This is a genomic window from Marmoricola sp. URHA0025 HA25 (assembly GCF_054059435.1).
Window position 1 is genome coordinate 3,087,482 of sequence record NZ_JBSSCD010000001.1, and the last position, 25,907, is coordinate 3,113,388.

Sequence of the window (25,907 nt, forward strand, 5' to 3'; positions counted from 1 at the left end):
CGCGGACCGTTCAGACGTCGGTGACCCGCACCCCTGCGTGCGCCTTGTAGCGCCGGTTCACGCTGATCAGGTTCGCCGTCAGGGCCTCGACCTGGTGGGCGTTGCGGCGGCGTCCGCCGTAGACGCCGCGCATGCCGGGCACGGTGTCGGCAAGGGCCTGGACCAGGTCGGTCGCGTCGCGCTCGTCGCCCAGCACCAGGACGTCGGTGTCGATGCGCTCCACCGACGGGTCCTCCAGGAGCGCCGCGCTGACGTTGTGGAAGGCACCGACCACGGTGCTGTCGGGCAGCAGCGCCGCCGCCTGCTCGGTCGCCGAGCCCTCCGCGACCTCGAGCGCGTAGGCGCCTTGCTTGTCGAAGCCGAGGGGGTTGACGCAGTCGACGACGACCTTGCCGGCCAGGGCCGGCGCGAGCGAGGTGATCAGGTCGCCGTGGCCCTCCCAGGGCACCACGACGAGGACCAGGTCGCCGGCCTCGGCAGCACTGAGGTTGTCGGTGCCGGTGATCGCGCCGCCGGTCGCCTCGGCGAGCTCGGCGGCGGTGGCGGCACCCTTCTCCGCGCCCCGGCTGCCGATCACCACGGTGAGCCCCGCCTGGGCGAAGCGGCGCGCGAGCCCGCGGCCCTGCGGACCGGTGCCCCCGAGCACGGCAATGGTCAGGGCCTTCAGGTCGACGGGCTCGGTGTCAGAGGAAGTCACGCGCCCGAGCGTACGGCTCCGGCTCCGGCGGCAGCAGCGAGGGCAACCGCTACGTGGGACGCCTGCCCCACGTCGACCAGGCCGGTGGTGATCCGGATGTGGTCGACATCGGCCGGGGCCACCAGGAACGGCGAGCCGCCGGCGGCCCGGATGCCGACCGTGGTCAGCTGCACCAGGGCCGCGCGCTCGTCGGCCACCGGCAGCCACAGGTTGATGCCGTCGGGGACGGCGATGTCGAGCCCGTGCTCGGCCAGGCACGCACACACGGCCTGCTGCCGCGCCGCATAGGTACGACGCGCACCCTCGACCGCCGCGACCGAGCGCGGCTCGACGAGCAGGTCGAGCAGGATCGTCTGCAGCATCCGGGACGTCCAGCCCGCCCCGAGCATCCGGCGTGCGACCACCCGGTCGAGCACCGAGGCCGGGCCGCCGACCGCCGCGATCCGCAGATCGGGACCGTGCGACTTGGAGAAGCCCCGCACGTGGACGACCTGGTCGGGAAGCCACGTGCCGAGGGAGACGTCGGGCCCGACGCTGATCGCGCCGGAGTGGTCGTCCTCGATCACCACGACGGTCGACCGGGCACGCTTCACGGCGCGTGCGAGCTCCTCGGCGCGTCGTGGGGTCATCGAGACCCCCGTCGGGTTCTGCGCGCGCGGCTGGAGGACCACGGCGGCCGGCTTGCCCTTGAGCGCCCGGCTCAACGAGGCGACCGTCACCCCGGACGCATCGAGCTCGAGCGGCACGATCTCGGCGCCGAGCATGTCCAGCATGTCCAGGAAGGCCGGGAAGCCGGGGCTCTCGATCGCCACCCTGTCGCCGAAGCCGACGACCTGCTCGAGCGTGCGCGCCACGGCGTCCTGGGTGCCGTTGACGACGGTGATCACCTCGGCCGGGTAGGGCCACATCGCCGCCAGAGCGTCACGCAGCTCCGGGAGCACCGGTGACTCCTGGTAGACGTTGGTGTCGGCGGTCGGGCGCACCCGGGCGAACGCAGGCGCGAGCGCGGGCAGCAGGGCCGGATCCGGCGTGCCGCGGGACAGGTCGAGCGGCAGGGCCTCGGCGTACCCGACGAGGCCTTGCACGCGCGGGCTCAGCCAGGGCTGCGGCGCCGCCCGCACGAAGCTCCCCGCCCGGCCCCGCGACTCGACCAGACCCGCACGGCGCAGTGCCTGCCAGGCCGCGCTGACCGTGGCCGGGCTGACGCCGAGCTCGGCGGCGACCTCGCGCACCGTGGGCAGCCGGTCGCCCGGTGCCAGCACACCCTGCCTGATCTGGCGCGCGATCGCCCCCGCGATCCCGCGCGGATCGCGGTCGGTCAGGTCGTCGAGTGTGGCCACCTCACGCCTTCGGTAACGGTCGTGCCGCCAAGTTGACGAAGAGCCTTGCGCCGGACTTCACGGCGGTGATACACCGAGTAACCACAGCGAAATGTTCAGACCGCAAGATAACAGAAACGCCCCGTCTGACCAGCCACCCAAGATCAGCTCCGCGGAGGGACGCATGACCACGGTACGAGCGGCGATCTCGCAGACCACCTGGACCGGCGACAAGGAGTCGATGCTCGACAAGCACGAGCAGTTCGCCCGCGACGCGGCAGCGCAGGACGCGCAGGTGACCTGCTTCCAGGAGCTCTTCTACGGCCCCTACTTCGGCATCACGCAGGACAAGAAGTACTACGAGTACGCCGAGCCCGCCGACGGCCCGATCGTGCAGCGCTTCGCCGCGCTGGCCAAGGAGCTCGGCACGGTGCTGATCCTCCCGATCTACGAGGAGGAGCAGACCGGCGTCTACTACAACACCACCGTCGTGGTGGACGCGGACGGCTCGATCCTCGGCAAGTACCGCAAGAACCACATCCCGCACGTGGAGAAGTTCTGGGAGAAGTTCTACTTCCGCCCCGGCAACCTGGGCTACCCCGTGTTCGAGACCGCGGTCGGCAAGGTCGGCACCTACATCTGCTACGACCGGCACTTCCCCGAGGGATGGCGCGAGCTCGGGCTGGCCGGCGCCCACATGGTCTTCAACCCCAACGCCACCAAGCCGGGCCTGTCCAACCGGCTCTGGGAGGTCGAGGGTCCCTGCGCCGCGGTCGCCAACGGCTACTTCGTGCTGCAGCCCAACCGGGTGGGGCTCGAGGACAACGAGTACGGCGCCGAGGCAGTGAACTTCTACGGCACCAGCCAGGTCATCGACCCGCGCGGCAACTTCGTCGGCGATGTCGGCAGCAGCGAGAAGGAGGAGCTGCTGGTCCGCGACCTCGACCTCGACATGGTCCGCGAGATGCGCGACGACTGGCAGTTCTACCGCGACAGGCGGCCGGACTCCTACGCGCAGATCGCGAAGCCGTGACATGACGACCCTCATCAAGAACGGCACCGTGGTCAACGCGACCGGCGCCACGCGTGCCGACGTCCTCGTCGACGGCGAGTTCGTCGTCGCCCTGCTCTTCCCGGGGACCACGAGCCTGGGCCAGATCGACGCCGACACCGTCATCGACGCCTCCGGCAAGTACGTCATCCCCGGCGGTGTCGACGCGCACACGCACATGGAGCTCCCCTTCGGCGGCACCAACGCCTCCGACACCTTCGAGACCGGCACCCGCGCGGCCGCCTGGGGCGGCACCACGACGATCATCGACTTCGCGGTCCAGCGCGCCGGCGAGCGGGTCGAGGACGGCCTGGCGGCCTGGCACGCCAAGGCCGACGGCAACTGCGCGATCGACTACGGCTTCCACCAGATCGTCGGCGGGGTCGACGAGTTCTCGCTGAAGTCCATGGAGACCCTGATCGACGAGGGGATCACGTCGTACAAGCTCTTCATGGCCTACCCCGGGGTCTTCTACAGCGACGACGCGCAGGTCCTCAGGGCGATGCAGAAGGCCGCCGACCTCGGCCTGCTGACGATGATGCACGCGGAGAACGGCCCCGCGATCGACGTGCTCGCCGAGCAGCTGGTCAGCCAGGGCAAGACCGACCCGTACTACCACGGCATCGCACGCGCCTGGCAGATGGAGGAGGAGGCCACCCACCGGGCGATCATGCTCGCCAACCTGACCGGCGCTCCCCTCTACGTCGTGCACGTCTCGGCCAAGCAGGCCGTCGAGCAGCTGGCGTGGGCCCGCGACAAGGGCCAGAACGTCTTCGGCGAGACCTGCCCGCAGTACCTCTACCTCTCGCTCGAGGAGCAGCTCGGCGCGAAGAGCGACGACTACGGCGCCTTCGAGGGCGCCAAGTGGGTGTGCTCCACGCCGTTGCGCTCGAGGGCCGAGGGCCACCAGGACTCCATGTGGCAGGCGCTGCGCACCAACGACCTGCAGATGGTCTCCACCGACCACTGCCCGTTCTGCATGAAGGACCAGAAGGAGCTCGGCCGGGGTGACTTCCGGGCCATCCCCAACGGCATCGGCTCGATCGAGCACCGGATGGACCTGATGTACCAGGGCGTCGTGACCGGCGAGATCAAGCTGGAGCGCTGGGTCGAGCTGACCTCGACGACGCCGGCGCGGATGTTCGGGCTCTACGGCCGCAAGGGCGTGATCGCGCCCGGCGCCGACGCCGACATCGTCGTCTACGACCCGGCCGGGCACACGAGCATCGGCCACGGCGAGGGCAGGACCCACCACATGAACATGGACCACTCCGCCTGGGAGGGCTTCGAGATCGACGGCCACGTCGACACGGTGATCTCCCGCGGGCGCGTCCTCGTCGACGGCGGGGAGTACCTCGGGGCACCCGGCCACGGGAAGTACCTCAAGCGCGACCTCAGCCAGTACCTCCTCTGAAAGGCGACCCATGGACTTCGGTGTGGTGCTGCAGACCAACCCGCCCGCGTGGCGGACGGTCGCGCTGGCAAAGCAGGCGGAGGAGCACGGCTTCGACTACGTCTGGACCTTCGACTCCCACCTGCTCTGGCAGGAGCCCTACGTCATCTACAGCCAGATCCTGGCCGAGACGCGACGGGTGGTCGTCGGCCCGATGGTGACCAACCCGGCGACGCGGGACTGGACCGTGACGGCGTCGGTCTTCGCCACGCTCAACGAGATGTACGGCAACCGCACCGTGGTCGGGATCGGCCGCGGCGACTCGGCGGTGCGGGTGCTCAACGGCCGGCCCACCACGCTGCAGGAAGTCCGCGACGCCACCCACGTGATCCGCGAGCTGGCCAACTGCCGACCGGTGGAGCACAACGGCTCGACGCTGCAGTTCCCGTGGGCGCGCACGTCGGCGGTCGAGGTGTGGGTCGCGGCGTACGGGCCGCTCGCGCTGAAGACCGCCGGCGAGGTCGGCGACGGCTTCATCCTGCAGCTCGGTGACGTCGACATCGCGAAGTGGATGATCGCCCAGGTGCGCGACGCCGCCGAGAAGGCCGGCCGCGACCCCGACGCGATCACGTTCTGCGTTGCCGCGCCGGCGTACGTCGGTGACGACTCCGCCGCGTCGATGAAGCACATGCGCGAGCAGTGCCGCTGGTTCGGCGGCATGGTCGGCAACCACGTCGCCGACATCGTCGCCAAGTATGGCGAGGGCGCGGACTTCCCGCAGGTGCTCACCGACTACATCAAGGGCCGGCAGGACTACGACTACAACGAGCACGGCCGGGCCGGCAACACGCACACGCAGTTCGTGCCCGACGAGATCGTCGACCGGTTCTGCATCCTCGGCACCCCCGAGCAGCACATCGCCAAGCTCGAGGAGCTCAAGGCGATCGGCGTCGACCAGTTCGCGGTCTACCTGCAGCACGACAACAAGGAGGAGACCCTGCGCCAGTACGGCGAGACGATCATCCCGCCGCTGCGTGACCACGTCACGGCCAAGGCATGACGCGGTCCTTCAGGCTCGCCGGCCGGTTCCTGCTCGGCACCATCGGCGTCCTCGCGGTCGCCGGTCTGTGGGAGGCCTACAAGGCGCTCGGCCCCGCTGACGGCGTCGTGGTCCGAGGAGTCGTGGTCCTCCCCCGCACGACCGACCTGGCGATGCCGCACGTGTGGGACATGTACGACAAGTTCTCCGAGCCGGTGAACGTCTTCGCCGGTCACCAGACGGTCGGCTCGGCGGTCCTGAGCGGCTGCTGGTTCACGCTGCGGCTGGCGGCGACGGGCTGGGTGATCGGGGTCGTGGTCGGCTTCGTGCTGGCGATCCTGATGGCCCGGTTCCGGCTCGCCGAGTCGGCGATGCTCCCGTGGATCGTGCTCAGCCAGACCGTGCCGCTGATCGCGATCGCTCCGCTGGTGCGTCGCTGGGGATCCCAGATCCACATCGGTGGCTGGGTGTGGAGCAGCGAGAGCTCCGTCTCCGTGATCGCGGCGTACCTTGCCTTCTTCCCGGTCGCCGTCGGCGCGCTCCGCGGGCTCCGCTCACCGGACGCCACCCATCTGGACCTCCTGCACGCCTACGGGGTGGGCTGGTGGCGCGGTCTCGTCAAGCTCCGGCTCCCGTCGAGCGTCCCGTACCTCCTTCCGGCCCTCCGGCTCGCCGCCGCGAGCGCAGTGATCGGCACTGTCGTCGCCGAGGTCTCGATCGGCCTGCGCGGTGGCATCGGCCGGATGATCATCGAGTACGCCCAGTCGGCCGGGGGCGACCCGGCCAAGCCCTGGGCCCCGATCTTCGGAGCGATCGGCGTCGGGCTGGTCGCCGCCGGCGCGGTCGGGCTGATCGGCCTGCTGCTGCGGCCCTACCGGCGCGGGGAGGCCGCATGAGCGCGCCCGACCAGGCCGTCCAGGTGCGCGGGCTCGGCCGCGTCTTCGCCGGCGGCAAGGGCCGCGAGGTGGTCGCCCTGGACGACATCGACCTCGACATCGCCCCCGGCGAGTTCGTCTCGCTGATCGGCCCCAGCGGCTGCGGCAAGAGCACGTTGCTGCGGATCGTCGCCGACCTCGACTCGCCCACGAGCGGCTCGCTGACCGTCTTCGGCAAGAGCGCGCGGCAGGCGCGGCTCGACCAGGACTACGGCATCGCCTTCCAGCAGGCAGGGCTGCTGCCGTGGCGCACGGTCGCCGCCAACGTCGGCCTCCCGCTCGAGGTTCACGGCGCCGGTAAGGGTGGACGCGACGCCCGCGTCGCCGAGCTGCTCGACATGGTCGGGCTCACCGACTTCGCCCGGTCCTACCCCGACCAGCTCTCCGGCGGCATGCAGCAGCGGGTCGCGATCGCCCGTGCGCTCGCCGAGAGCCCGCGACTGCTCCTGATGGACGAGCCGTTCGGCGCACTTGACGAGATCACGCGCGAGCGGATGCAGGCCGAGCTCGTGCGCATCTGCGGCGAGAGCGGCGCGGCGGTGCTCTTCGTCACGCACTCGATCCCCGAGGCGGTGTTCCTCTCCGACCGCGTGGTCGTGATGACGCCGCGGCCGGGCCGGATCGTCGACATCGTGGGGTCGCGGCCCGAGGGCGGTCACCGGCGCGACGACGACTTCCGCGACGCCGAGGAGTTCTTCCACACGGTCGCCCGGGTCCGCGAGCTGCTCCACGCCGGTCCGGCGGCGCACGCCGTGCCCGCAGCCCGAGGGGTCGAGAACAGATGAGCGTCGGGACCACCGATCAGGTCACCTCGACGCTGCGCGTCCGGCCGCTGCGGGACGCACGGCTCACCACGCTGCTCGCGCCGACCGTTCTCGGCGTCGTCACCATCGGGGCCTGGCAGCTGGCGATCGACGTCTTCGACATCGACCCCTTCATCGTGCCGTCCCCCGGCTCCATCTGGTCGGAGTTCCTCGACAGCCGCAGCTCGGTCTGGCACGGCATGGTCGGCACCGGCCGCAACGCCCTCTACGGACTGCTGATCGGCGCCGTCCTGGGCATCCTCGGCGCGCTGCTCGCGAACGCCGTCCGCGCCATCGACCTGATGGCACTCCCGATCGTGGCGGCACTCTCGGTCGTGCCGATCGTGGCGCTGGCGCCGGCCCTCTACACGATGTTCGGGGCCGCGGCCAACACCGCGCGTGTGATCGTCGCGGCGCTCACGGTGATCATCCCGGTCTACCTCAACACCCTGCGGGGGCTGCGCCAGGTCAAGCCGGTCCACCGCGAGCTGATGCACGTGTACGCCGCACCGCCGACCTTCGTGGCCCGGACGGTCACGCTCCCGACCGCGACGCCGTACGTGTTCACCGGGCTGCGCATCGCCAGCTCTCTCGCGGTGATCTCGGCCCTGATCGCGGAGTACTTCGGCGGCCCCGTCGACGGCCTCGGCAAGGCGATCACCACCGCCGCCGCCAGCAGCAACTACCCGCTGGCCTGGGCCTTCGTCCTCGGCTCGATCCTGCTCGGCCTGGCGTTCTACGTGGTCACCCTGGTGCTCGAGCTGTGGGTCGCCCGTCATCGAGGGGGCAGCTGAGATGCCGCGCTGCGCCCCGTCACCAACCCATCCCGCACCGACCAATCCCGAGGAGAGAGACATGTTGCGATCAACCCACCGGAGGAGACGGGGCGCGGTTGTCGCCGTCTTCGCCCTCCTCCTCGCGTTCGTGCTGGCCGCGTGCGGCAGCGACGACAGCGGGGACAAGAGCTCGTCAGGCTCCACCAAGCTCACCCCGGTCAAGCTGCAGCTGCAGTGGTACGCGCAGGCGCAGTTCGCCGGGTACTACGCAGCCGTCGCGCAGGGCTACTACAAGGACGAGGGCCTCGACGTCACCATCGCCGAAGGCAGCGCCGACATCGTCCCGATCGACTCGCTGACCGCGGGTGACGTCGACTACGCGATCTCCTGGGTGCCCAAGGTGCTCGGCTCGATCGAGGCCGGCGCCAAGGTCACCGACGTCGCGCAGATCTTCGAGCGCAGCGCGACCACGCAGATCTCGTTCAAGGACAAGGCCATCACCGCGCCGACGGACCTCAGCGGCAAGAAGGTCGGCAGCTGGGGCTACGGCAACGAGTGGGAGCTCTTCGCGGGCATGCAGAAGGCCGGTGTCGGGGTCAAGGACATCTCCCTGGTGCAGCAGGCCTTCGACATGAACGGGTTCCTCGCCGGCGACATCGACGCCGCCCAGGCGATGACCTACAACGAGTACGCCCAGGTGCTGGAGACCAAGAACCCGAAGACGGGCAAGCTCTACCAGCCCGAGGACCTCAACGTCATCAACTGGAACGACGTCGGCAGCGCGATGCTCCAGGACGCCATCTGGGCACCGAGTGACAAGCTCAAGAATGCCGCCTTCGCGGACCAGACGGTGAAGTTCATCAAGGCCTCGATCAAGGGCTGGGTCTACGTCCGCGACCACCCCGAGGAGGCGGCCCAGATCGTCACCACGGCCGGCTCCAAGCTCGGCCAGAGCCACCAGCTGTGGATGACCAACGAGGTGAACAAGCTGATCTGGCCCTCGACCGGGGGCGTCGGGATGATCAGCGACGCCGCGTGGAAGCAGACCGTCGACATCGCGCTCGGCACCAAGAACGAGCAGGACAAGACGATCATCACCAAGCAGCCACCGGCCACGGCGTACAGCAACGACTACGTCAAGAAGGCGCTCGACGAGCTCAAGGCCGACGGCGTCGACGTCATGGGGGCCGGCTTCAAGCCGATCACCGTCACCCTCAAGGAGGGCGGCGCGTAGCGCGCGGCCCTCGTCTGACAGCACGGGACAGCACCACGGGACGGGTCCCGGCCGGGTGGAACCACCCGGCCGGGACACCCGGAAGGAAGCAGCGATGACCCTCACCGACGGACCCCTCCGGTCCGACAGCCAGTCCGGCGACCCGGACGAGCTCACCTACGAGCTCGACCGCGCCCACGTGTTCCACTCGTGGTCGGCCCAGGCCGCGCTCCAGCCGCTGGTGCTCGCCGGTGGGCAGGGCTGCCGCGTCCACGACCACGCCGGCCGCAGCTACCTGGACTTCTCCAGCCAGCTGGTCAACCTCAACATCGGCCACCAGCACCCGCGGGTCGTCGCCGCGATCGTCGAGCAGGCGCAGACGCTCGCGACCGTCGCGCCGCAGCACGCCGTGCGCGCCCGCGGGGAGGCCGCCAAGCGGATCACCGGCCTGGCGCCCGACGGCCTCAACAAGGTCTTCTTCACCAACGGCGGCGCGGATGCCGTCGAGAACGCCATCCGGATGGCACGGCTGCACACCGACCGCGACAAGGTCCTCTCGACCTACCGGTCCTACCACGGCAACACCGGTGCGGCGGTGGTCGCGACCGGCGACTGGCGCCGGATCCCGAACCAGTACGCGCGGGCGCACGTGCACTTCTTCGGGCCCTACCTCTACCGCAGCGAGTTCTGGTCGACGACCCCGGAGCAGGAGTCCGAGCGCGCCCTCCAGCACCTGCGCCGGGTGATCGAGGCAGAGGGCCCGTCGAGCATCGCGGCGATCCTGCTGGAGACGATCCCCGGCACCGCCGGCATCCTCATGCCACCGCCGGGCTACCTTGCCGGTGTCCGGGAGCTGGCCAGCAAGCACGGCATCGTCCTGATCCTGGACGAGGTGATGGCGGGTTTCGGCCGGACCGGCAGCTGGTTCGCGTTCGAGCCGTACGACGTCGTCCCGGACCTGGTGACCTTCGCCAAGGGCGTCAACTCGGGCTACGTGCCGGCGGGAGGCGTGATCATCGCCGACCACATCGCGGCCGACTTCGACCACACCGTCTTCCCCGGTGGGCTCACCTACTCGGGCCACCCACTCGCGATGGCCGCGATCGTCGCCGCCCTGGACGCGATGAGGGACGAGGGCATCGTCGAGAACGCTGCGACCATCGGACGCGACCACCTCGGTCCGGCGCTCACCGCGCTCGCGGAGAAGCACGAGATCGTCGGCGAGGTCCGCGGCACCGGTGTCTTCTGGGCGATGGAGCTGGTCGCCGACCGGGAGAGCCGCACGCCGGTCTCGGCAGCGGTGATGGGACGGGTCAAGTCCGAGCTCCTCGCCCGCAACCTGCTCCCGTTCACCGCGGACAACCGCATCCACGTGGTCCCCCCGTGCATCGTCACGCCCGCCGAGGTGGCCGAGGCCGTCGCGGCGTACGACGAGGTGCTCGGCCTGGACCTGCTCAGCTGACTCACTCACCACAAGCGCCCTGGAGGGACACATGACCGACACCACGACTGCCACCGACCACGAGCTCGAGACCCTCGACCACTGGGTCGACGGCGCGCCGTACTCCGGCTCGTCGACCCGCACCGGCGCCGTCTACGACCCCGCGAAGGGGATCGTCCAGAAGCACGTCAGGTTCGGGTCGGCAGCCGACGTCGACGCCGCCGTCGCAGCAGCGACCAAGGCGTTCAGCGAGTGGGGCAACAGCTCGATCGCGAAGCGCCAGCAGGTGATGTTCGCCTTCCGCGAGCTGCTCAACGCCCGCAAGGGCGAGCTCGCCGAGATCCTCACCGCCGAGCACGGCAAGGTGCTCTCGGATGCCGGTGGCGAGATCGCCCGTGGCCTCGAGGTCGTGGAATTCGCCTGCTCGCTGCCGCACCTGCTCAAGGGCGCGTTCAGCGAGCAGGTCTCGACGGACGTCGACGTCTACACCCTCAAGCAGCCGCTCGGCGTGGTCGGCATCATCAGCCCGTTCAACTTCCCCGCGATGGTGCCGATGTGGTTCTTCCCGATCGCGATCGCGACCGGCAACACGGTGGTGCTCAAGCCGAGCGAGAAGGACCCCTCAGCCGCGAACTGGATGGCCGAGCTGATGACGGAGGCGGGGCTGCCGCCGGGCGTCTTCAACGTGGTGCACGGTGACAAGGAGGCCGTCGACGCCCTCCTCACCCACGACGACGTCGCGTCGATCTCGTTCGTCGGCTCGACCCCGATCGCCCGGTACGTCTACGAGACCGGCACCGCGCACGGGAAGCGGGTCCAGGCGCTCGGTGGCGCGAAGAACCACATGCTGGTGCTCCCGGACGCCGACCTCGACCTCGTGGCCGACGCCGCCGTCAACGCGGGCTTCGGCTCTGCGGGTGAACGGTGCATGGCGGTGAGCGTCGTGCTCGCCGTCGACTCGATCGCCGACCCGCTGATCGACAAGATCACCGAGCGGATGGCGACGCTGAAGATCGGCGACGGTCGTCGGTCCTGCGACATGGGGCCGCTGATCACGCGCGAGCACCGCGACAAGGTGGCGACGTACGTCGACCAGGCGACCACCGACGGGGCGAAGGTGGTGGTCGACGGCCGTGGCGTCGAGGTCGACGGGGAGCCCGACGGCTTCTGGCTGGGCCCGACGCTGATCGACGATGTGCCGACCACCTCGAAGGTCTACACCGACGAGATCTTCGGCCCGGTGCTCTCGGTGGTCCGTGTCTCCGGCTACACCGAAGGACTCGGACTGATCAACTCCGGCCCGTACGGCAACGGCACCGCGATCTTCACCAACGACGGCGGAGCCGCCCGGCGCTTCCAGCGCGAGGTCGAGGCCGGCATGGTCGGCGTGAACGTGCCGATCCCGGTGCCGGTCGCCTACCACTCCTTCGGAGGCTGGAAGGCCTCGCTCTTCGGCGATGCCAAGGCCTACGGCCCGCACGGCGTGGAGTTCTTCACCCGGGAGAAGGCGATCACGGCGCGCTGGCTCGACCCCAGCCACGGTGGCCTCAACCTCGGCTTCCCGCAGCACGACTGACGGTCTCGACAGGCTCGACCACCGGCGGTTGAGCCTGTCGAAACCAACCCGTCTACATTGCAAAGATGACCGCCCGACGTCTCCTGCCCTCCGCCGAAGCCGCCGACCTGCTCAAGCTCGTCCGCGACATCGCCACCCGCGAGCTGCTGCCGAGCACCGCGACCGCCGAGGCCCACTCGGAGTTCCCCCGCGAGGCGTTCCGGCTGCTGGGCCGGGCGGGCCTGCTCGGCCTGCCCTATCCGGAGGAGTACGGGGGTGGCGGGGTGCCCTACGAGCTCTACCTGCAGGTGCTCGAGGAGCTCGGCAGCGTCTCGGCGACGATCGGCGTCGGGGTGAGCGTGCACGCGCTGTCGTGCTTCGGGCTGGCGACCGCGGGCACCGAGGAGCAGAAGCGGCGCTGGCTGCCGGACATGCTCGGCGGCGAGCTGCTGGGCGCGTACTGCCTGTCCGAGCCGCATGCCGGCTCCGACCCGGCCGCGATGCGCACGACCGCCCGGCGCGACGGTGGCGAGTACGTCATCACCGGCACCAAGGCGTGGACCACCCACGGTGGGCGCGCCGACTTCTACAAGGTGATGGCGCGCACCTCGGACGACCGCAACGGCATCTCCTGCTTCCTGGTGCCGGGCGACGCACCCGGCCTCCGGGCCGACCCGGCCGAGCACAAGATGGGCATGACCGGCTCCCCGACCGCGACCATGGTCTTCGACAACGTGCGGGTCTCGGCCGATCGACGCCTCGGCGCCGAGGGCGAGGGTCTCAAGATCGCGCTCGCCGGCCTGGATGCAGGAAGGCTCGGGATCGCCGCCGTCGCCACCGGGCTGGCCCAGGGCGCCCTCGACCAGGCGGTCGCCTATGCCAAGGAGCGCGAGACGTTCGGCAAGCGGATCATCGACCACCAGGGCCTCGCCTTCGTGCTCGCCGACATGGAGGCGGCCGTCCAGGCGGCCCGGGCGATGACCCTGCACGCAGCGCGGCTCAAGGACGCCGGCCTGCCCTACGGCCGGGAGGCGTCGATCGCCAAGCTGGTCGCGACCGACAACGCCATGAAGGTCACCACCGACGCGGTGCAGGTCCTCGGGGGCTACGGCTACACCCGTGACTTCCCGGTCGAGCGCTACATGCGGGAGGCCAAGGTGATGCAGATCTTCGAGGGCACCAACCAGATCCAGCGGATGGTGATCAGCCGCCACCTCGAGAAGGACAACAACGGGACGATCGTGAGCGCGAGCGGGTGAGTAGCCGTGCTCGATCGGGGTACGGCACCGTGAAGGAGACCTCGACCCCGAGGAGGCACGCGATGCCTGGCAAGTCGGCCAACGTGAAGAACAAGGACCAGTACGAAGCGCTCAAGGACAAGGGCATGTCCAAGGAGCGCGCGGCGAAGATCGCCAACTCTCCCAAGGCCTCGAAGCACGGTGGGGAGAAGAGCCACTCCGGCAGCGGAGACAGCTCCCAGGGCGGCACGACCGCGCAGAAGAAGAAGGCGGGACGCAAGGGCGGGAAGGCCGCGCACCACTGATCGAGCGCCGTGGCGAGTGCCGGATCGGCATCTCAGGCTGGAGATACGCCGGGTGGCGCGGTGACTTCTACCCCAAGGGCCTGCCGCAGCGCGCGGAGCTGGAGTACGCCGCGTCGCAGCTGACCTCGATCGAGATCAACGGCTCGTTCTACTCGCTGCAGCGTCCTTCGTCGTACCAGCGCTGGCACGACGAGACCCCCGACGACTTCCTGTTCGCGGTCAAGGGCGGCCGCTTCATCACCCATCTGAAGCGGCTGCGCGACATCGAGGCACCGCTCGCCAACTTCCTGGCCAGCGGGGTGCTCGCGCTGGGTCCGAAGCTCGGTCCGATCCTCTGGCAGCTGCCCGAGCGGCTCAACTTCGAGCCCGACGTCCTCGACGCGTTCCTCGCCCAGCTGCCCCACACCGCCGCCGCGGCGGCCGCGATCGGCGAGCGGCACGATGCGCGCCTCAGCGGCGACCGGGTGGACACCCGGGTCCGCCACGAGCAACGACTCCGGCACGCCGTCGAGGCCCGCAGCAAGACGTTCGACACCGAGGAGTACTACACGATCCTGGCCGCCCACGGTGTCGGCTGCGTGCTGGCCGACACCGCCGGCCGCTGGCCGGTGCTGGACCGCCGCACCAGCGACCTGCGCTATGTCCGGCTGCACGGCGACAAGGAGCTGTACGCCAGCGGCTACACCGCCTCCGCGCTCGACACCTGGGCCAAGCGGTGCCGCGAGTGGATGACGGACGGCGAGGACGTCGTCGTGTACTTCGACAACGACGCCAAGGGCTACGCCCCGCACGACGCGCGTGGGCTGATCGCGCGGCTCGAGGAGTGAGTGCTCGTTGGCAACGTGTCGTAACCAGCCCGCTCACCCGGTCGTTGTCCGGGTATGAATCCCGTGCCGCCGGTCCCCTTCGAGCGCCTGACTGCGCTCAGCCTCGTGGTGGACCAGCAGCTGGGCGATCGCGGCCAGGAGACCCGGGCCTCGGTGTTCAGCCTCTGCATCGAGGCGATCGCGTTCGGCCGCGAGTCGGAGCGGGCGCTGGTCGCGACCCGAGCCCGCTCGGCGGCCCACCTGCTGCTCGAGCTCTCGTGTCCGGAGCTCGGTGAACCGGCGCTGACCGAGCTCGCGCGCGCGTGCGAGCGGGCCGCGGTCGGCGCCTAGTGCGCCGCGGGCGCCGGACGCCTCGCCTCGCTGGGGGGCTCGATGCCGAGCGCGATCGAGGTGGTCACCGAAGGGACGTCGACCGCCACGGGCGCACCGGTCTTGCCGAGCAGTCGTCCGATCAGCGTGACGATCGCGTAGCCGAGAAGGATGCAGGTCGCGCCGCCGAGCACGTCGAGCAGGAAGTGGTTGGCGGTCGACAGCACCACGACGGCCTGCAGGAGCGGGTAGGTCACTGCGGCGACCTTCCACCAGCGTCCGTGGCGGCCCCCGAAGGCCCCACATCTGGATGCCGCACCACAGCGACCAGCCGAAGTGCAGCGACGGCATCGCGGCGAACTGGTTGGTCGCATCACCGAGCCCACGAGGGGCCGAGGCCGCGTTGCCCCACCAGCCGGCGTCGGCGAAGTGCTGCATCACGTCGATGGTGCCGAGCTCGGGCATCAGCCGTGGAGGGGCGAGGGGCCAGTTCGCGTAGATGACCAGGGCGATCGCCGAGCCGACGACCAGTGCCCAGTAGCCACGCCAGTACCGCCAACCGCCGCGACGTCGCGAGAGGACGAGGATGGTCGGGGTCATCACGTAGTGCATCAGGGCGTAGAAGTAGCAGGCCGCGACCGCCAGCACCGGGACGCCGATGATCCAGTGGTCGAGGTTGAGCTCGAGGTGCTCGAAGACCCAGCCCTCGATGCGGGCGATGTCGCGGGCGTGCGCCATGGCGAGCGCCTCGTTGCTGCCGCCGCCTGCGCGCACCGTGTTGTAGATGACGGCGAGCACGGCCATCGCGCCGAGCTCGAGCACCGCGCGGTTGAGCAGCAGCCGGCGCCACGTGACCGCGCGAACCTGCGCGCCTTGCTGGTCGGCCATGGGCACCCCGTTGTGCGGTCGTACGGTCCTCGATCTGCGGGATCGATCAGTGTTCGAAAGCGTAACCAACTAACCGATCGGTAAGCAACGGAGTTATCGTACTGGCATGACCGGCCCGACGCTCACGGACGCGCCCCGCACCCGGGAGCGCATCCTCGACGCCGCCCTCCGCCTCTTCGCGGACAAGGGCTACGAGGCCACCTCGATGCGCGAGATCTCCGAGCAGCTGGGCATCACCAAGGCCGCTCTCTACTACCACTTCGACAGCAAGGCGGACATCGTGCGGGCGATGCTCGCCGACACCGAGCGCCAGGTCACCGGTCTAGTCGACTGGGCGCGCGAGCAGCCCGCCACCCCCGACCTGCCCCGCGAGGTCCTCAACCGCTGGAGCGACATCATGCAGGCGCGCGGCCTTGCCGCGTTCCGGTTCGTGGTCGCCAACCGCCAGGTCATCGAGGACCTGATGCCGGCCCACGGCGGCATGCAGCACTGCCTCGGCGAGCTCCACGAGGTGCTCGCACCTCCGGGCACCTCGGTCGAGGACCAGCTGCGCACCCGGCTCGCGCTGATGTCCATCAACCTGGCCGCGGTGGCCGGCGCCGACATCGACGCGGACGAGCCGGAGATCCTCGCTGCAGCACGCCGGGTGGCGCTCACCCTGCTTCCCGACCGGTGAGTCAGGCAGCAGCGACTCCCAGGCTGTCCCAGCCCAGCGGCTTGGGTGCGCCCTCTTCGTAGAACACGTCGATCTCCATGATCGTGAACCCGGCGGCCTCGACGAGCCCCGCGATGTCACGGCTGAGGTGGCAGCCACCGAAGAGCCGCTTCTGCAACGGTTCCATGCGGTGCTGCCAGCGCGCCACCGACGCGTCCGGCGAGAGTCCGTGCTCGACGAAGTGCAGGGTGCCGCCGGGCCGGAGCACGCGGCGTACCTCTGCCAGGGCTGCGTCCACGTCCGGGATCGTGCACATGGTCCAGGTGGAGACCGCGCAGTCGAAGCTGTCGTCGTCGAACGGGAGCGACTGCCCGTCCAGGCCGGCACGCTCCACCGGCACCGCACTCGCCTCGAGACGCTTCGTCGCCAGCTTCCAGCCCAGGTCGGCCGGCTCGACCGCACGGACACGCGTGACCGCGGCCGGGTAGAACGGGACGTTCAGGCCCGAGCCGAAGCCGATCTCGACGACCTCGCCGGCCAGTCCTGCGCACACGCGCTGTCGGAGCGGCTTGGAGACCTCCATGCCGCAGGCCGCGTTGATGATCCGCGGAAGCACGTGGTCGCCGTAGATGCCCATGGTCGTCCCCTTCGCTCGATTGTGCGAGGCTACGACACACGTGTGGCCTCGACCATCGGGTGAACGCCCTCGTCATCACACCGTCAGATCTCTCCATGGTCCGACCGGGCCGCTAGCGTGCATCCATGAGCTCTCACCTGCCCGACCCGGCGAGCCTCGCCTGGGGCGTCGCCACCGCCGCCTACCAGGTGGAGGGCGCGACCTCCGAGGACGGACGGGGCGTCTCCATCTGGGACACCTTCACCGCGCGGTCGGGAGCAGTCGTCGACGGCAGCGATGGCGTCGTCGCGTGCGACTCCTACCACCGGATCGCCGAGGACGTCGACCTCGTCGCCGGCCTCGGCGTCGACCACTACCGGTTCTCGATCGCCTGGCCTCGCGTGCAGCCGACCGGCTCCGGTCCGGCCGAGCCACGGGGACTCGCCTACTACGAGCGCCTCGTCGACGCGCTGCTCGCGCGGGACATCGTCCCGATGGCGACGCTGTACCACTGGGACCTCCCCCAGCCCCTCGAGGACCGCGACGGCTGGTTGAACCGCGACACCGCGGAGCGCTTCGCGGACTACGCCGAGCTCGTGCACGGGCGGCTCGGTGATCGCGTGCACCTGTGGGCGACGCACAACGAGCCCTGGTGCGCGGCGTACGTCGGCTACGGATCCGGCCGGCACGCGCCCGGCCGGCTCGAGGGCGGGCGCACCCACCTCGCCGCGCACCACCTCCTGCTCGGGCACGGCCTGGCCGCGGCGCGGCTGCACGAGGCGGGCGCCGACGCAGTCGGCATCGTGCTCAACCTGACCCCGGTCTGGCCCGACCGGCCCGAGGCCGCGGAGGTCGCCGACGGCGTCGACGCGATCCGCAACCGGGTCTGGCTCGGTCCGCTCGTCGACGGCGCGTACGACGAGGGCACCTTGCGGGTGGCGCCGGTGCTCGCCGATCCGCAGCACGTCCGCGACGGCGACCTGGCACTCGTCCGCGGCTCGGCCGACTGGCTCGGGGTGAACTACTACACGCCGGCTCGCGTCGACCTGGACGACGGGACCGGGGACGCCGCCGGCGGCGATGCCGGAGTCGAGGAGTTCCCGGGCGTCGACGCCTTCCGGTTCACGCCTCGGCCGCCTTTCACCGACATCGGCTGGGAGGTGGATCCGGGCGGCCTCGAGGAGCTGCTCGTCGACACCCACGCGCGCACCGGCCTTCCGCTGATCGTCACCGAGAACGGAGCGGCCTTCCCCGACGTCGACCGCACCGGGGACGGCGTGGTCGACGACCAGGACCGGATCGGCTACGTCCACGACCACGTGGCGGCCGTACGCCGAGCACGCGACCGGGGCGCCGACGTGCGCGGCTACGTGCTGTGGACCCTGCTCGACAACTTCGAGTGGGCCGAGGGCTACACGAAGCACTTCGGCGTCGTGCACGTCGACCGGGACACGCTCGAGCGGACGCCGAAGGCGTCCTACCACTGGTACGCCGAGCTGGTGCGGTCCTCCCGTTCAGCCCTTGACGCTGCCCGACAGTAGACCGCGCACGAAGTAGCGCTGCCCCGCCAGGAAGACCACCAGGGGTACGACCAGGGAGACGAACGCACCCGCGGCCAGCAGGTGCCAGTCCTGGCCACGCGTGCCGGACAGCTCGGCGAGCCGCACGGTCAACGGTGAGATGTCCAGGCTGCCGCCGCCGAACACCAGCGCGACCAGCAGGTCGTTCCACACCCACAGGAACTGGAAGATGCCGAACGCCGCGATCGCCGGCGCCATCAACGGCAGCATGATCCGCGTGAAGATCCGGACGTGTCCGGCGCCGTCGACCCGGGCCGCCTCGATCAGCTCGGCCGGGATCTCCTTCATGAAGTTGTGCAGCAGGTAGATCGCCAGCGGGAGCGCGAAGATCGAGTGCGAGAGCCAGATCGTGTAGAAGCCGCCGCCGGGAGCGTCGCCGCCTGCGAGCTGCGGCCACAGCTGGAACCCGCCCAGCCAGCTGGGCGCGTGCGGCGGGTTCACGTACCAGGTGAGCAGCGGGATCATCGTCACCTGGATCGGCACGATCTGCATCGCGAAGACGCAGACGAAGAGGAAGTTGCGGCCCGGGAACTTCATCCAGGCGAACGCGTACGCGGCCATCGTCGCGATCGAGATCGGGATCAGCACCGAGGGGATCGTGATCACGATCGAGTTGACGAAGTACGTCGCGAGGTCCGTGTCGCTGCCGTGCAGCACGGCCTTGTAGTTGTCCAGGGTGACGTTCGGGTTGGTGAAGAACGTCCACCACCCGCTGCTCTGCACGTCCGCCTGCGGGCGGAACGACGAGATCAGCAGGCCGGCTGTCGGCACCGTCCACAGCACGGCGATGACGACGGCGGCCAGGGACGCCCAGCGGTTGGTGAGCTGCTGGTGGGCCTTCTCCGCGCGTGCCTGGGGCACGCCGACCGGGACGATCGGCACCGGCACCTCGGGCGTGGTGGTGGTCATCGAGCCTCCAACCTGCGCATCTGACGGATGTTGTAGACCACGATCGGCGTGACCAGCACGAACAGGAGCGCCGCGAGCGCCGCGCCCAGCCCGATGTTGAACGAGCGGAAGCTCTGCACGTAGAACTCGTAGGCGAGCACGCTCGTGCCGAACTGGCCCCCGGTCGCGGTGCGCACGATGTCGAAGACCTTCAGCGTGGTGATGCTGATCGTGGTCAGGACCACGATCAGGGACGGTCTGATCATCGGCACGGTGATGAACCGGAACATCCGCGTGCCGGAGACGCCGTCGAGCCGGGCCGCCTCGACGATGTCGTCGGGGATCGACTTGATCGACGCGGAGAGCACGGTCATCGCGAACCCAGCCTGCACCCAGATCATGATGATGATCAGGAAGAAGGTGTTCCACGGCTCGGTCAGCAGGAACCGGTAGGTGTCCATGCCCACCCACTTGAGCACCTGGTTCGCCAGTCCGATCTGGTCGTTCTCCGTCGCCTTGTAGTCGTAGACGAACTTCCAGATCAGCGATGCGCCCACCAGGGAGAGCGACATGGGCAGGAAGATCAGCGCCTTGGCGAACTTCTCGAACCGGGCCCGGTCCACCAGGACGGCGTACACGAGCCCGATCATGGTGGCCGCGACCGGAGTCACCACGACCCAGAGGGCAGTGTTCCTCAGCACCTGCAGCAGGTCGTGGTCGGTGAGCACCTTGTGGTAGTTGTCGGTGCCGACGAACTGCGTCGAGGCGGAGTTGCGGAAGGACTCGTAGATGGTCCGCAGAGCCGGGTAGAGCAGCCCGAAGCTGATCATCAGCACCGCGGGCAGCACGAAAGCCGTGGTCTGGAGCACTTCACCGCGGCGGGACTTCACCCGGTCGGCGAGCACGAGCACCACGCCCACCACGGCAAGGAACAGCGCAATGGCGATCGTCATCTGGATGAACTTGTCACCTGTCGACATCTGTCGCCCTCCTAGACAGGTCGAGCCGCGCCCGGATCGGCCGCAGCACGGGAAACCGGCCGTGGGGACGCGGCACGCGCGTCCCCACGGACCGGCTCAGATCATCAGCTCGGCCAGGAGCTCTCGATCTTGTCCAGGGCGTCCTTCGTGCTCTCGCCCGTGATCCAGCTGGTCATCTCCTTCCAGAAGCTGCCGGCGCCGACGGCACCGGGCATCTGGTCGGAGCCGTCGAACCGGAACACCGAGTCGGGGTCCTGGAACACCTCGGCCGACAGCTTGTCGATCGGGCTGACGAGGTTGTTCGCGTCGAGACCCTTGTTGGCGCTCACCCAGCCGCCACCCGGAGTGGCCTTGGCCTTCTCGTTGGCCCACGTGTCACTGGACAGGTAGGTCTGGAAGGCCTGGACCTCCGGACGGTCGCTGAATGCGGTGACGAACTCGCCACCACCCAGGACGGGCTTGCCGTTGTCCTGGTTGGTCACCGGGAGGTAGAAGGCGAAGATGTCGCCGTTCTCGGAGACGTCCGTGCCGGCCGGGAAGTTCGCGGCGTAGAAGCTCGCCTGACGGTGCATCGCGCACTTGCCCTTGAGGATCGGCAGGCCGCCGTCCTGGAAGGTGGTCGTGGCGATCGACTTGACGTCACCGAGCCCGCCGTTGACGTACTTCGGGTCCTTGAGGATCTTGCCGACGCGGTCGAGCGCGCTGGCCACGGCCGGGTCGTTGAACGGGATGTCGTGGTTGACCCACTTGTCGTAGGTGTCCGCGCCGGCGTCACGCAGCATGACGTCCTCGAGCCAGTCGGTCAGCGGCCAGCCGGTGGCGTCACCGGAGCCGATGCCCGCGCACCACGGCTTGATGCCGGTGGCCGCGATCGTGTCGCTCAGGGTCATCATGTCGTCCCAGGTCTGGGGGACCGTCCAGCCCTTCTCTGCGAACATCTTCGGCGAGTACCAGACGAACGACTTCACGTTCGCGCCCAGCGGTGCGGCGTAGAACTTGCCGTCGACCGAGCCGTAGCCCTTCCACGCGGGGTCGAACCACTTGTCGACGTTGGCGGCCACCCCGTCGGGGGCCTCGACGACCTTGCCGGTGTCCTTGACGAGCGTGGCGAGCAGCCCCGGCTGCGGCACGTACGCGATGTCAGGGGCGTTGCCGCTCTTGACCCGGACGACGAGCTGGGCCTCGAACTCCTTGGACCCTTCGTACTCCACGTTCGCACCGGTGCAGGTGGTGAACAGCTTGTAGGAGTCCTTCTGTGACTTGTCCTCCGGCGCCACGATGGAGGTGTAGACGTGGACCTTCTTGCCCGTGAGGTTCCCGTACTGCGTGAGGCCGGCGCACTCCGCCTTGCCTTCACCCGGGGACTTGCCGCTCGCCTTGTTGTCGTTGCCGCTGCTGCCACCGCAGCCGGCGAGGACAATCCCCGCCACGGCCACGACAGCGAGCGCACCGACGGTTCGGCGGCTGTTGAGTCGTCGCATCCGTATTGCTCCCTTTGTTTCGTACTGCTTTTCCGGCGGGGCCGCTGGGTGGGTGCGTCGGGTCGCGGATGCCGATGCCTGATGTAAGCGCGTGGCGGTCAGACCTGTCCACGAAACCTCGGCGAAACAAGGTCACGAACCCGTAACGCTGAGAAGATCGGCGACGCGGGTTCCCCTCAGCCGGAATCGGCACTACCGTCCGGGCAGGTTCTCCCTTACTACGGATCGTCCGGCACGTTCCTGCCGGTGAAGGAGTCATGTCATGACGACAGTCAGGTTCGACAAGGCCACCCGGGTGTTCCCGGGCTCGGAACGCCCCGCGGTCGACAGCCTTGACCTCGACATCGGCGACGGGGAGTTCCTCGTCCTCGTGGGTCCCTCGGGATGCGGCAAGTCCACGTCGCTTCGGATGCTCGCCGGTCTAGAGGACGTCGACGAGGGGTCGATCTGGATCGGCGATCGCAACATCACCGACGTTCCTCCCAAGGACCGCGACGTGGCGATGGTCTTCCAGAACTACGCGCTGTACCCGCACATGTCCGTGGCCGACAACATGGGCTTCGCCCTCAAGATCGCCGGCGTCCAGCGCGACGAGATCCGCAGCCGGGTGATCGACGCGGCCAAGATCCTCGACCTCGAGGAGTACCTCGACCGCAAGCCGAAGGCCCTCTCCGGCGGCCAGCGCCAGCGCGTCGCGATGGGTCGCGCGATCGTCCGCTCGCCCCAGGTCTTCCTGATGGACGAGCCGCTCTCGAACCTCGACGCCAAGCTGCGCGTCCAGACCCGCAGCCAGATCGCCGCGCTCCAGCGACGCCTCGGGGTGACCACGGTCTACGTCACCCACGACCAGGTGGAGGCGATGACGATGGGCGACCGCGTCGCGGTCCTCAAGGACGGCATCCTCCAGCAGGTCGACAGCCCGGCACAGATGTACGACAAGCCGGCCAACGTCTTCGTGGCCGGCTTCATCGGCTCGCCGGCGATGAACCTGCTCGAGGTCGGCGTCCAGGGCGAGGCGATGAAGTTCGGCAACGCCGAGGTGCCGCTGCGCCGCGAGACGGCGGGAGAGGCACACCGCGCGGGTCACGCCGTGACCGTGGGCGTGCGGCCCGAGGACATGGAGCTGGTCGGCCAGGGGCAGGGCCTGCCGACGGTGATCAACCTGGTGGAGTCGCTGGGAGCCGATGCCTACGTCTACGGCGTCGCGCAGCTCGGCGACCAGGAGCACCACGTGATCGCCCGCGTCGACGGACGGCGGCCACCCGAGAAGGGCAGCACCGTCGAGTTCGCGCCGAAGGCCGGGCACGTGCACCTGTTCTCGACCGACACCGGGGAGCGGCTGCTCACCTGACCGGGTCAGGCGGCTCGCGGTCTCGGTGGGCATCCCCACGCGGGTCCCCGAACGGGACCGGCGTCCACCGAGGTCCGCACCTCTTGCGTAGCTTGTCCGGTATGTGCAGTACACCGAGTCCTGGTGAAATTTGTCAACATTCTCGGCGTGTCCTGTTGCAAAGTTTCCCAAAACTTCGACAAATCGGACGTTCGGTGCTCCACAATGGCGGACATGGACCCGAACATCGCCGAACTCAGCAAGTCGATCGAGCCCGCCATCCTGGGCCGCCGGCTCCGTAACGCACGTGTCGCAGCCGGCCTCACCCAGACCGAGGCGGCTGGCGGGGACGCGTCCACTGCCTACATCTCGCGCATCGAGGCCGGCCAGCGCCGGCCCGACCTCAAGCTGCTCGCCCGGCTCGCCGACCGGCTCGGCACCTCGGTCGAGGAGCTCCTCGTCGGGATCACCCGGGACAAGCGCGCCGAGCTCCAGCTCGACCTCGACTACGCGGAGCTGGCCCTGGCGTCCGGCAGCCCGAGCGAGGCGCTGGACAAGGCCGGCGCCATCCTCGCCGAGCTGGCCGAGATCCCCGAGTCCAGCGGCTCCGAGCTCGAGCGGCCGGCGAAGTTCGTGCGCGCCTTCGCCCTGGAGGCGACCGGCGAGCTCGACGACGCAATCCTGGCGCTCGAGGAGCTCACCGCCAACCCGCCCTCCGACCTCGACTGGCTGCGCGGGCTCATCGCGCTGAGCCGCTGCTACCGCGAGGCCGCCGACCTGGGCATGGCGATCGAGGTCGGCGAACGCGCCACCGAGACGATCCGCGAACAGGGCCTGGACGGCGTCGGCGAAGCAGTGCAGCTCACGTTGACCGTGGCTGCGGCGTACTTCGAGCGTGGCGACATCGGACACGCGGCGCGCCTGTGCCGCCAGGCGATCCGCGATGCCGAGAGGCTCGACTCGCCGATGGCCCGCGGCTCGGCGTACTGGAACTCCAGCGTGATGGCCTCGCGCCGCGGATCGGTCCGTGAGGCGCTTGCGCTGGCACGCAAGGCCATCCTCTTCTTCGAGCAGGGCGAGGACATGCGCAACCTCGCGCGGCTGCGCACCGAGCTCGCCGTGCTCCAGCTCCGCCTCGACCCGCCGGAGGCCGCCGAGGCGAAGGTCAACCTCGAGCAGGCCGGCCGCGAGCTCGACTGGTCGAGTGCCAGTCCGATGGACAAGGCCGACAACCAGCTCGCGCTGGCACGGGCCAACCTCCTGCTCGGCGATCACATCACGGCGAGTGCCCAGGCAGCGGCCAGCTTCGAGATCGCCCACCAGCACGCACCGCTCTCGGCAGCCGATGCCCTGGTGCTCCAGGGCCAGATCGCCGCGAGCGAGTCACGTACCGACGACGCGGTCGACTCCTACAAGGAGGCCATCCTCCTGCTGAGCGGAGTCGGTGCCGATCGTCGTGCGGCCGAGCTCTGGTTCGAGCTCGGCGGCCTGCTCCAGGACGTGCATCAGCCAGAGGCGGCGCTCGACGCATTCCGACGCGCAGCCGCCTCGACCGGACTCGCGCCGCGCACCTCGATCCACGTCGCCATGGAGCGGGCAGCCGCCGAGCGGCGCGGACACATCAGGTCCGTGCGGTAGAGGCGACCACCATGTCAACCATGACCACGACGAGATACGCGACGGCGCTCCGGCGCCGCTCGCTACGAGATCAGCAGCACCAGCGGTCTGCAGTCGGAGCCGAGGGGGCACCGTCGCTCGCCGTCACAGCCACACCCACGACGAGCGAGGCTGCCATCGTCACCGTCACCATCAGAACCTTGATTGCACGCATCTGGATCCACTCCCCTTGATCGGTCGGGGTCCCTCACGGCCCCGCCTTTACCAACAGTTAGTAACATTCGGGCAATTTGTATGAAGGGTATTTCACCGATAATCGGGTGTTTTGGGGGAAGTGCCCTAGACAGGTAGTGCTGGACGGGTACCAACGCTTGACAAAACAGTCAAACAGTCCGGACCTCGCAGTCCGGGCATCACGAGGGAACGAGCAATGAGCACACTCAGGGAGTTCCTCCTCGAGCGGATCGTCGAGGAGGAGACGCTTGCCCAGCGCGCGATCGACGCCCACGAGGCGGGATACCGCTGGGAGATCGGCGACCCCTCGGACGGTCCGCACTTCTCGCACTGGAACCCCTGGCGCGTGCTCTCCGGGTGTGTGGTCGAAGCGGCTGATCATCGCGGCCCACCGCGATGTGGGTCCGGGTCTCGACCGCCGCGCCGACCCCGACCGCGCACTGAAGCCGCACGCGTGCTCGACCTGCGGACAGTACGACGAGTACGCGATCGACTGGCCCTGCTACACGCTGCGGGTGCTGGCCCTGGACTGGGTCGAGCACCCGGACTACCGCACCGAGTGGCGGCCCCAGCGCCTCAGCTCCGGCGTCGGGCGTGCGCCTGCGACGATCCAGGCTCCCCCGGCGCCGAGCCCGGCTCCGGCACAGCCGGCACAGGAGTCCGCACCGGTGACACAGACGGTCAAGCCCGAGGTGCGCCAGGTCCCGAAGCAGGCCCCCGGAGCCGCCTGACGGAGC

General features: G+C 69.5%; 24 protein-coding genes. 17 read left to right on the forward strand and 7 right to left on the reverse strand.

All coding sequences use genetic code 11. The features are described 5' to 3' along the window. Positions 1-10: 10 nt before the first annotated feature. Together npdG and ACVW00_RS15240 are read right to left on the reverse strand one after the other, a co-directional pair. Positions 11-697 carry an NADPH-dependent F420 reductase gene (gene npdG / locus ACVW00_RS15235; RefSeq protein ID WP_457111746.1) on the reverse strand — a complete coding sequence of 229 codons (687 nt, stop codon included), beginning with the start codon at positions 695-697 and terminating at the stop codon, positions 11-13. Continuing rightward, complete coding sequence (locus ACVW00_RS15240) at positions 694-2,037, reverse strand: aminotransferase-like domain-containing protein (RefSeq protein ID WP_457111747.1); 1,344 nt, start codon at positions 2,035-2,037, stop codon at positions 694-696. The genes npdG and ACVW00_RS15240 overlap by 4 nt, the downstream gene beginning before the upstream one ends. A gap of 163 nt (positions 2,038-2,200) precedes the next feature. Here ACVW00_RS15240 and ACVW00_RS15245 point away from each other — a divergent pair, with 163 nt between their 5' ends. The 12 genes from ACVW00_RS15245 (at position 2,201) to ACVW00_RS15300 (ending at position 14,592) form a co-directional block, all read left to right on the forward strand. Continuing rightward, a complete protein-coding gene (locus tag ACVW00_RS15245; RefSeq protein WP_457111748.1) occupies positions 2,201-3,049 on the forward strand; it encodes a nitrilase-related carbon-nitrogen hydrolase in 849 nt (282 codons plus the stop codon). A 1-nt stretch (position 3,050) separates the two neighbouring features. Next, positions 3,051-4,481, forward strand: a complete 1,431-nt coding sequence (hydA, locus tag ACVW00_RS15250; RefSeq protein ID WP_457111749.1) for a dihydropyrimidinase — start codon at positions 3,051-3,053, stop codon at positions 4,479-4,481. A gap of 10 nt (positions 4,482-4,491) precedes the next feature. Then, on the forward strand, positions 4,492-5,520 hold the full coding sequence (locus tag ACVW00_RS15255) for a TIGR03842 family LLM class F420-dependent oxidoreductase (RefSeq protein WP_457111750.1): 1,029 nt from the start codon (positions 4,492-4,494) through the stop codon (positions 5,518-5,520). Next, a complete protein-coding gene (locus ACVW00_RS15260; protein WP_457111751.1) occupies positions 5,517-6,395 on the forward strand; it encodes an ABC transporter permease in 879 nt (292 codons plus the stop codon). The genes ACVW00_RS15255 and ACVW00_RS15260 overlap by 4 nt, the downstream gene beginning before the upstream one ends. Next, positions 6,392-7,219 (forward strand): ABC transporter ATP-binding protein, encoded by an 828-nt coding sequence (locus tag ACVW00_RS15265; protein WP_457111752.1) that lies wholly within the window; start codon positions 6,392-6,394, stop codon positions 7,217-7,219. The genes ACVW00_RS15260 and ACVW00_RS15265 overlap by 4 nt, the downstream gene beginning before the upstream one ends. Further along, the gene (locus ACVW00_RS15270) at positions 7,216-8,031 is read left to right on the forward strand and encodes an ABC transporter permease (protein ID WP_457111753.1); all 816 of its coding nucleotides are present in this window, start codon (positions 7,216-7,218) and stop codon (positions 8,029-8,031) included. Before ACVW00_RS15265 ends, ACVW00_RS15270 begins: the two co-directional genes overlap by 4 nt. Before the next feature lie 61 nt (positions 8,032-8,092). Next, a complete protein-coding gene (locus ACVW00_RS15275) occupies positions 8,093-9,247 on the forward strand; it encodes an ABC transporter substrate-binding protein (RefSeq protein WP_457111754.1) in 1,155 nt (384 codons plus the stop codon). A 94-nt stretch (positions 9,248-9,341) separates the two neighbouring features. Beyond that, a complete protein-coding gene (locus ACVW00_RS15280) occupies positions 9,342-10,688 on the forward strand; it encodes an aminotransferase class III-fold pyridoxal phosphate-dependent enzyme (protein WP_457111755.1) in 1,347 nt (448 codons plus the stop codon). A gap of 31 nt (positions 10,689-10,719) precedes the next feature. Beyond that, a complete protein-coding gene (locus ACVW00_RS15285; protein WP_457111756.1) occupies positions 10,720-12,243 on the forward strand; it encodes a CoA-acylating methylmalonate-semialdehyde dehydrogenase in 1,524 nt (507 codons plus the stop codon). A gap of 65 nt (positions 12,244-12,308) precedes the next feature. Next, positions 12,309-13,481 carry an acyl-CoA dehydrogenase family protein gene (locus tag ACVW00_RS15290; protein WP_457111757.1) on the forward strand — a complete coding sequence of 391 codons (1,173 nt, stop codon included), beginning with the start codon at positions 12,309-12,311 and terminating at the stop codon, positions 13,479-13,481. A 62-nt stretch (positions 13,482-13,543) separates the two neighbouring features. Next, complete coding sequence (locus ACVW00_RS15295; RefSeq protein WP_457111758.1) at positions 13,544-13,765, forward strand: DUF7218 family protein; 222 nt, start codon at positions 13,544-13,546, stop codon at positions 13,763-13,765. 80 nt (positions 13,766-13,845) lie between these two features. Beyond that, a complete protein-coding gene (locus tag ACVW00_RS15300; protein WP_457113119.1) occupies positions 13,846-14,592 on the forward strand; it encodes a DUF72 domain-containing protein in 747 nt (248 codons plus the stop codon). A 33-nt stretch (positions 14,593-14,625) separates the two neighbouring features. Here ACVW00_RS15300 and ACVW00_RS15305 read toward each other — a convergent pair whose 3' ends face one another. Next, the gene (locus ACVW00_RS15305; RefSeq protein WP_457111759.1) at positions 14,626-15,789 is read right to left on the reverse strand and encodes a phosphatase PAP2 family protein; all 1,164 of its coding nucleotides are present in this window, start codon (positions 15,787-15,789) and stop codon (positions 14,626-14,628) included. Positions 15,790-15,895: 106 nt separating this feature from the next. Between ACVW00_RS15305 and ACVW00_RS15310 the strand changes: the two genes are divergently transcribed. Then, positions 15,896-16,465 (forward strand): TetR/AcrR family transcriptional regulator, encoded by a 570-nt coding sequence (locus ACVW00_RS15310; RefSeq protein ID WP_457111760.1) that lies wholly within the window; start codon positions 15,896-15,898, stop codon positions 16,463-16,465. Position 16,466: 1 nt separating this feature from the next. Here the strand turns inward: ACVW00_RS15310 and ACVW00_RS15315 are convergent, their stop codons facing one another. Continuing rightward, positions 16,467-17,081: a class I SAM-dependent methyltransferase gene (locus ACVW00_RS15315; protein ID WP_457111761.1), complete on the reverse strand. Its 615-nt coding sequence runs from the start codon at positions 17,079-17,081 to the stop codon at positions 16,467-16,469. A 125-nt stretch (positions 17,082-17,206) separates the two neighbouring features. Here ACVW00_RS15315 and ACVW00_RS15320 point away from each other — a divergent pair, with 125 nt between their 5' ends. After that, positions 17,207-18,601, forward strand: a complete 1,395-nt coding sequence (locus ACVW00_RS15320) for a GH1 family beta-glucosidase (RefSeq protein WP_457111762.1) — start codon at positions 17,207-17,209, stop codon at positions 18,599-18,601. On the opposite strand, the gene ACVW00_RS15325 is transcribed toward ACVW00_RS15320, so the two are convergent. The 3 genes from ACVW00_RS15325 to ACVW00_RS15335 form a co-directional block, all read right to left on the reverse strand. Then, positions 18,575-19,549 carry a carbohydrate ABC transporter permease gene (locus ACVW00_RS15325; protein ID WP_457111763.1) on the reverse strand — a complete coding sequence of 325 codons (975 nt, stop codon included), beginning with the start codon at positions 19,547-19,549 and terminating at the stop codon, positions 18,575-18,577. The genes ACVW00_RS15320 and ACVW00_RS15325 overlap by 27 nt on opposite strands. Then, the gene (locus ACVW00_RS15330; protein WP_457111764.1) at positions 19,546-20,508 is read right to left on the reverse strand and encodes a carbohydrate ABC transporter permease; all 963 of its coding nucleotides are present in this window, start codon (positions 20,506-20,508) and stop codon (positions 19,546-19,548) included. Before ACVW00_RS15330 ends, ACVW00_RS15325 begins: the two co-directional genes overlap by 4 nt. Before the next feature lie 104 nt (positions 20,509-20,612). Beyond that, positions 20,613-21,989: an ABC transporter substrate-binding protein gene (locus tag ACVW00_RS15335; protein ID WP_457111765.1), complete on the reverse strand. Its 1,377-nt coding sequence runs from the start codon at positions 21,987-21,989 to the stop codon at positions 20,613-20,615. Positions 21,990-22,251: 262 nt separating this feature from the next. Between ACVW00_RS15335 and ACVW00_RS15340 the strand changes: the two genes are divergently transcribed. The 3 genes from ACVW00_RS15340 (at position 22,252) to ACVW00_RS15350 (ending at position 25,901) form a co-directional block, all read left to right on the forward strand. Next, a complete protein-coding gene (locus tag ACVW00_RS15340; protein ID WP_457111766.1) occupies positions 22,252-23,340 on the forward strand; it encodes an ABC transporter ATP-binding protein in 1,089 nt (362 codons plus the stop codon). A 213-nt stretch (positions 23,341-23,553) separates the two neighbouring features. Next, positions 23,554-24,957: a helix-turn-helix domain-containing protein gene (locus tag ACVW00_RS15345; protein ID WP_457111767.1), complete on the forward strand. Its 1,404-nt coding sequence runs from the start codon at positions 23,554-23,556 to the stop codon at positions 24,955-24,957. A gap of 572 nt (positions 24,958-25,529) precedes the next feature. Further along, a complete protein-coding gene (locus ACVW00_RS15350; protein WP_457111768.1) occupies positions 25,530-25,901 on the forward strand; it encodes a DUF6221 family protein in 372 nt (123 codons plus the stop codon). Positions 25,902-25,907: the final 6 nt, after the last annotated feature.

Coding starts and splice junctions, on each gene's coding strand:
- ACVW00_RS15245 (WP_457111748.1), top strand. CDS start 2,201: ATGACCACGGTACGAGCGGCGATCTCGCAGACCACCTGGACCGGCGAC.
- hydA (WP_457111749.1), top strand. CDS start 3,051: ATGACGACCCTCATCAAGAACGGCACCGTGGTCAACGCGACCGGCGCC.
- ACVW00_RS15255 (WP_457111750.1), top strand. CDS start 4,492: ATGGACTTCGGTGTGGTGCTGCAGACCAACCCGCCCGCGTGGCGGACG.
- ACVW00_RS15260 (WP_457111751.1), top strand. CDS start 5,517: ATGACGCGGTCCTTCAGGCTCGCCGGCCGGTTCCTGCTCGGCACCATC.
- ACVW00_RS15265 (WP_457111752.1), top strand. CDS start 6,392: ATGAGCGCGCCCGACCAGGCCGTCCAGGTGCGCGGGCTCGGCCGCGTC.
- ACVW00_RS15270 (WP_457111753.1), top strand. CDS start 7,216: ATGAGCGTCGGGACCACCGATCAGGTCACCTCGACGCTGCGCGTCCGG.
- ACVW00_RS15275 (WP_457111754.1), top strand. CDS start 8,093: ATGTTGCGATCAACCCACCGGAGGAGACGGGGCGCGGTTGTCGCCGTC.
- ACVW00_RS15280 (WP_457111755.1), top strand. CDS start 9,342: ATGACCCTCACCGACGGACCCCTCCGGTCCGACAGCCAGTCCGGCGAC.
- ACVW00_RS15285 (WP_457111756.1), top strand. CDS start 10,720: ATGACCGACACCACGACTGCCACCGACCACGAGCTCGAGACCCTCGAC.
- ACVW00_RS15290 (WP_457111757.1), top strand. CDS start 12,309: ATGACCGCCCGACGTCTCCTGCCCTCCGCCGAAGCCGCCGACCTGCTC.
- ACVW00_RS15295 (WP_457111758.1), top strand. CDS start 13,544: ATGCCTGGCAAGTCGGCCAACGTGAAGAACAAGGACCAGTACGAAGCG.
- ACVW00_RS15305 (WP_457111759.1), bottom strand. CDS start 15,789: ATGGCCGACCAGCAAGGCGCGCAGGTTCGCGCGGTCACGTGGCGCCGG.
- ACVW00_RS15310 (WP_457111760.1), top strand. CDS start 15,896: ATGACCGGCCCGACGCTCACGGACGCGCCCCGCACCCGGGAGCGCATC.
- ACVW00_RS15315 (WP_457111761.1), bottom strand. CDS start 17,081: ATGGGCATCTACGGCGACCACGTGCTTCCGCGGATCATCAACGCGGCC.
- ACVW00_RS15320 (WP_457111762.1), top strand. CDS start 17,207: ATGAGCTCTCACCTGCCCGACCCGGCGAGCCTCGCCTGGGGCGTCGCC.
- ACVW00_RS15325 (WP_457111763.1), bottom strand. CDS start 19,549: ATGACCACCACCACGCCCGAGGTGCCGGTGCCGATCGTCCCGGTCGGC.
- ACVW00_RS15330 (WP_457111764.1), bottom strand. CDS start 20,508: ATGTCGACAGGTGACAAGTTCATCCAGATGACGATCGCCATTGCGCTG.
- ACVW00_RS15335 (WP_457111765.1), bottom strand. CDS start 21,989: ATGCGACGACTCAACAGCCGCCGAACCGTCGGTGCGCTCGCTGTCGTG.
- ACVW00_RS15340 (WP_457111766.1), top strand. CDS start 22,252: ATGACGACAGTCAGGTTCGACAAGGCCACCCGGGTGTTCCCGGGCTCG.
- ACVW00_RS15345 (WP_457111767.1), top strand. CDS start 23,554: ATGGACCCGAACATCGCCGAACTCAGCAAGTCGATCGAGCCCGCCATC.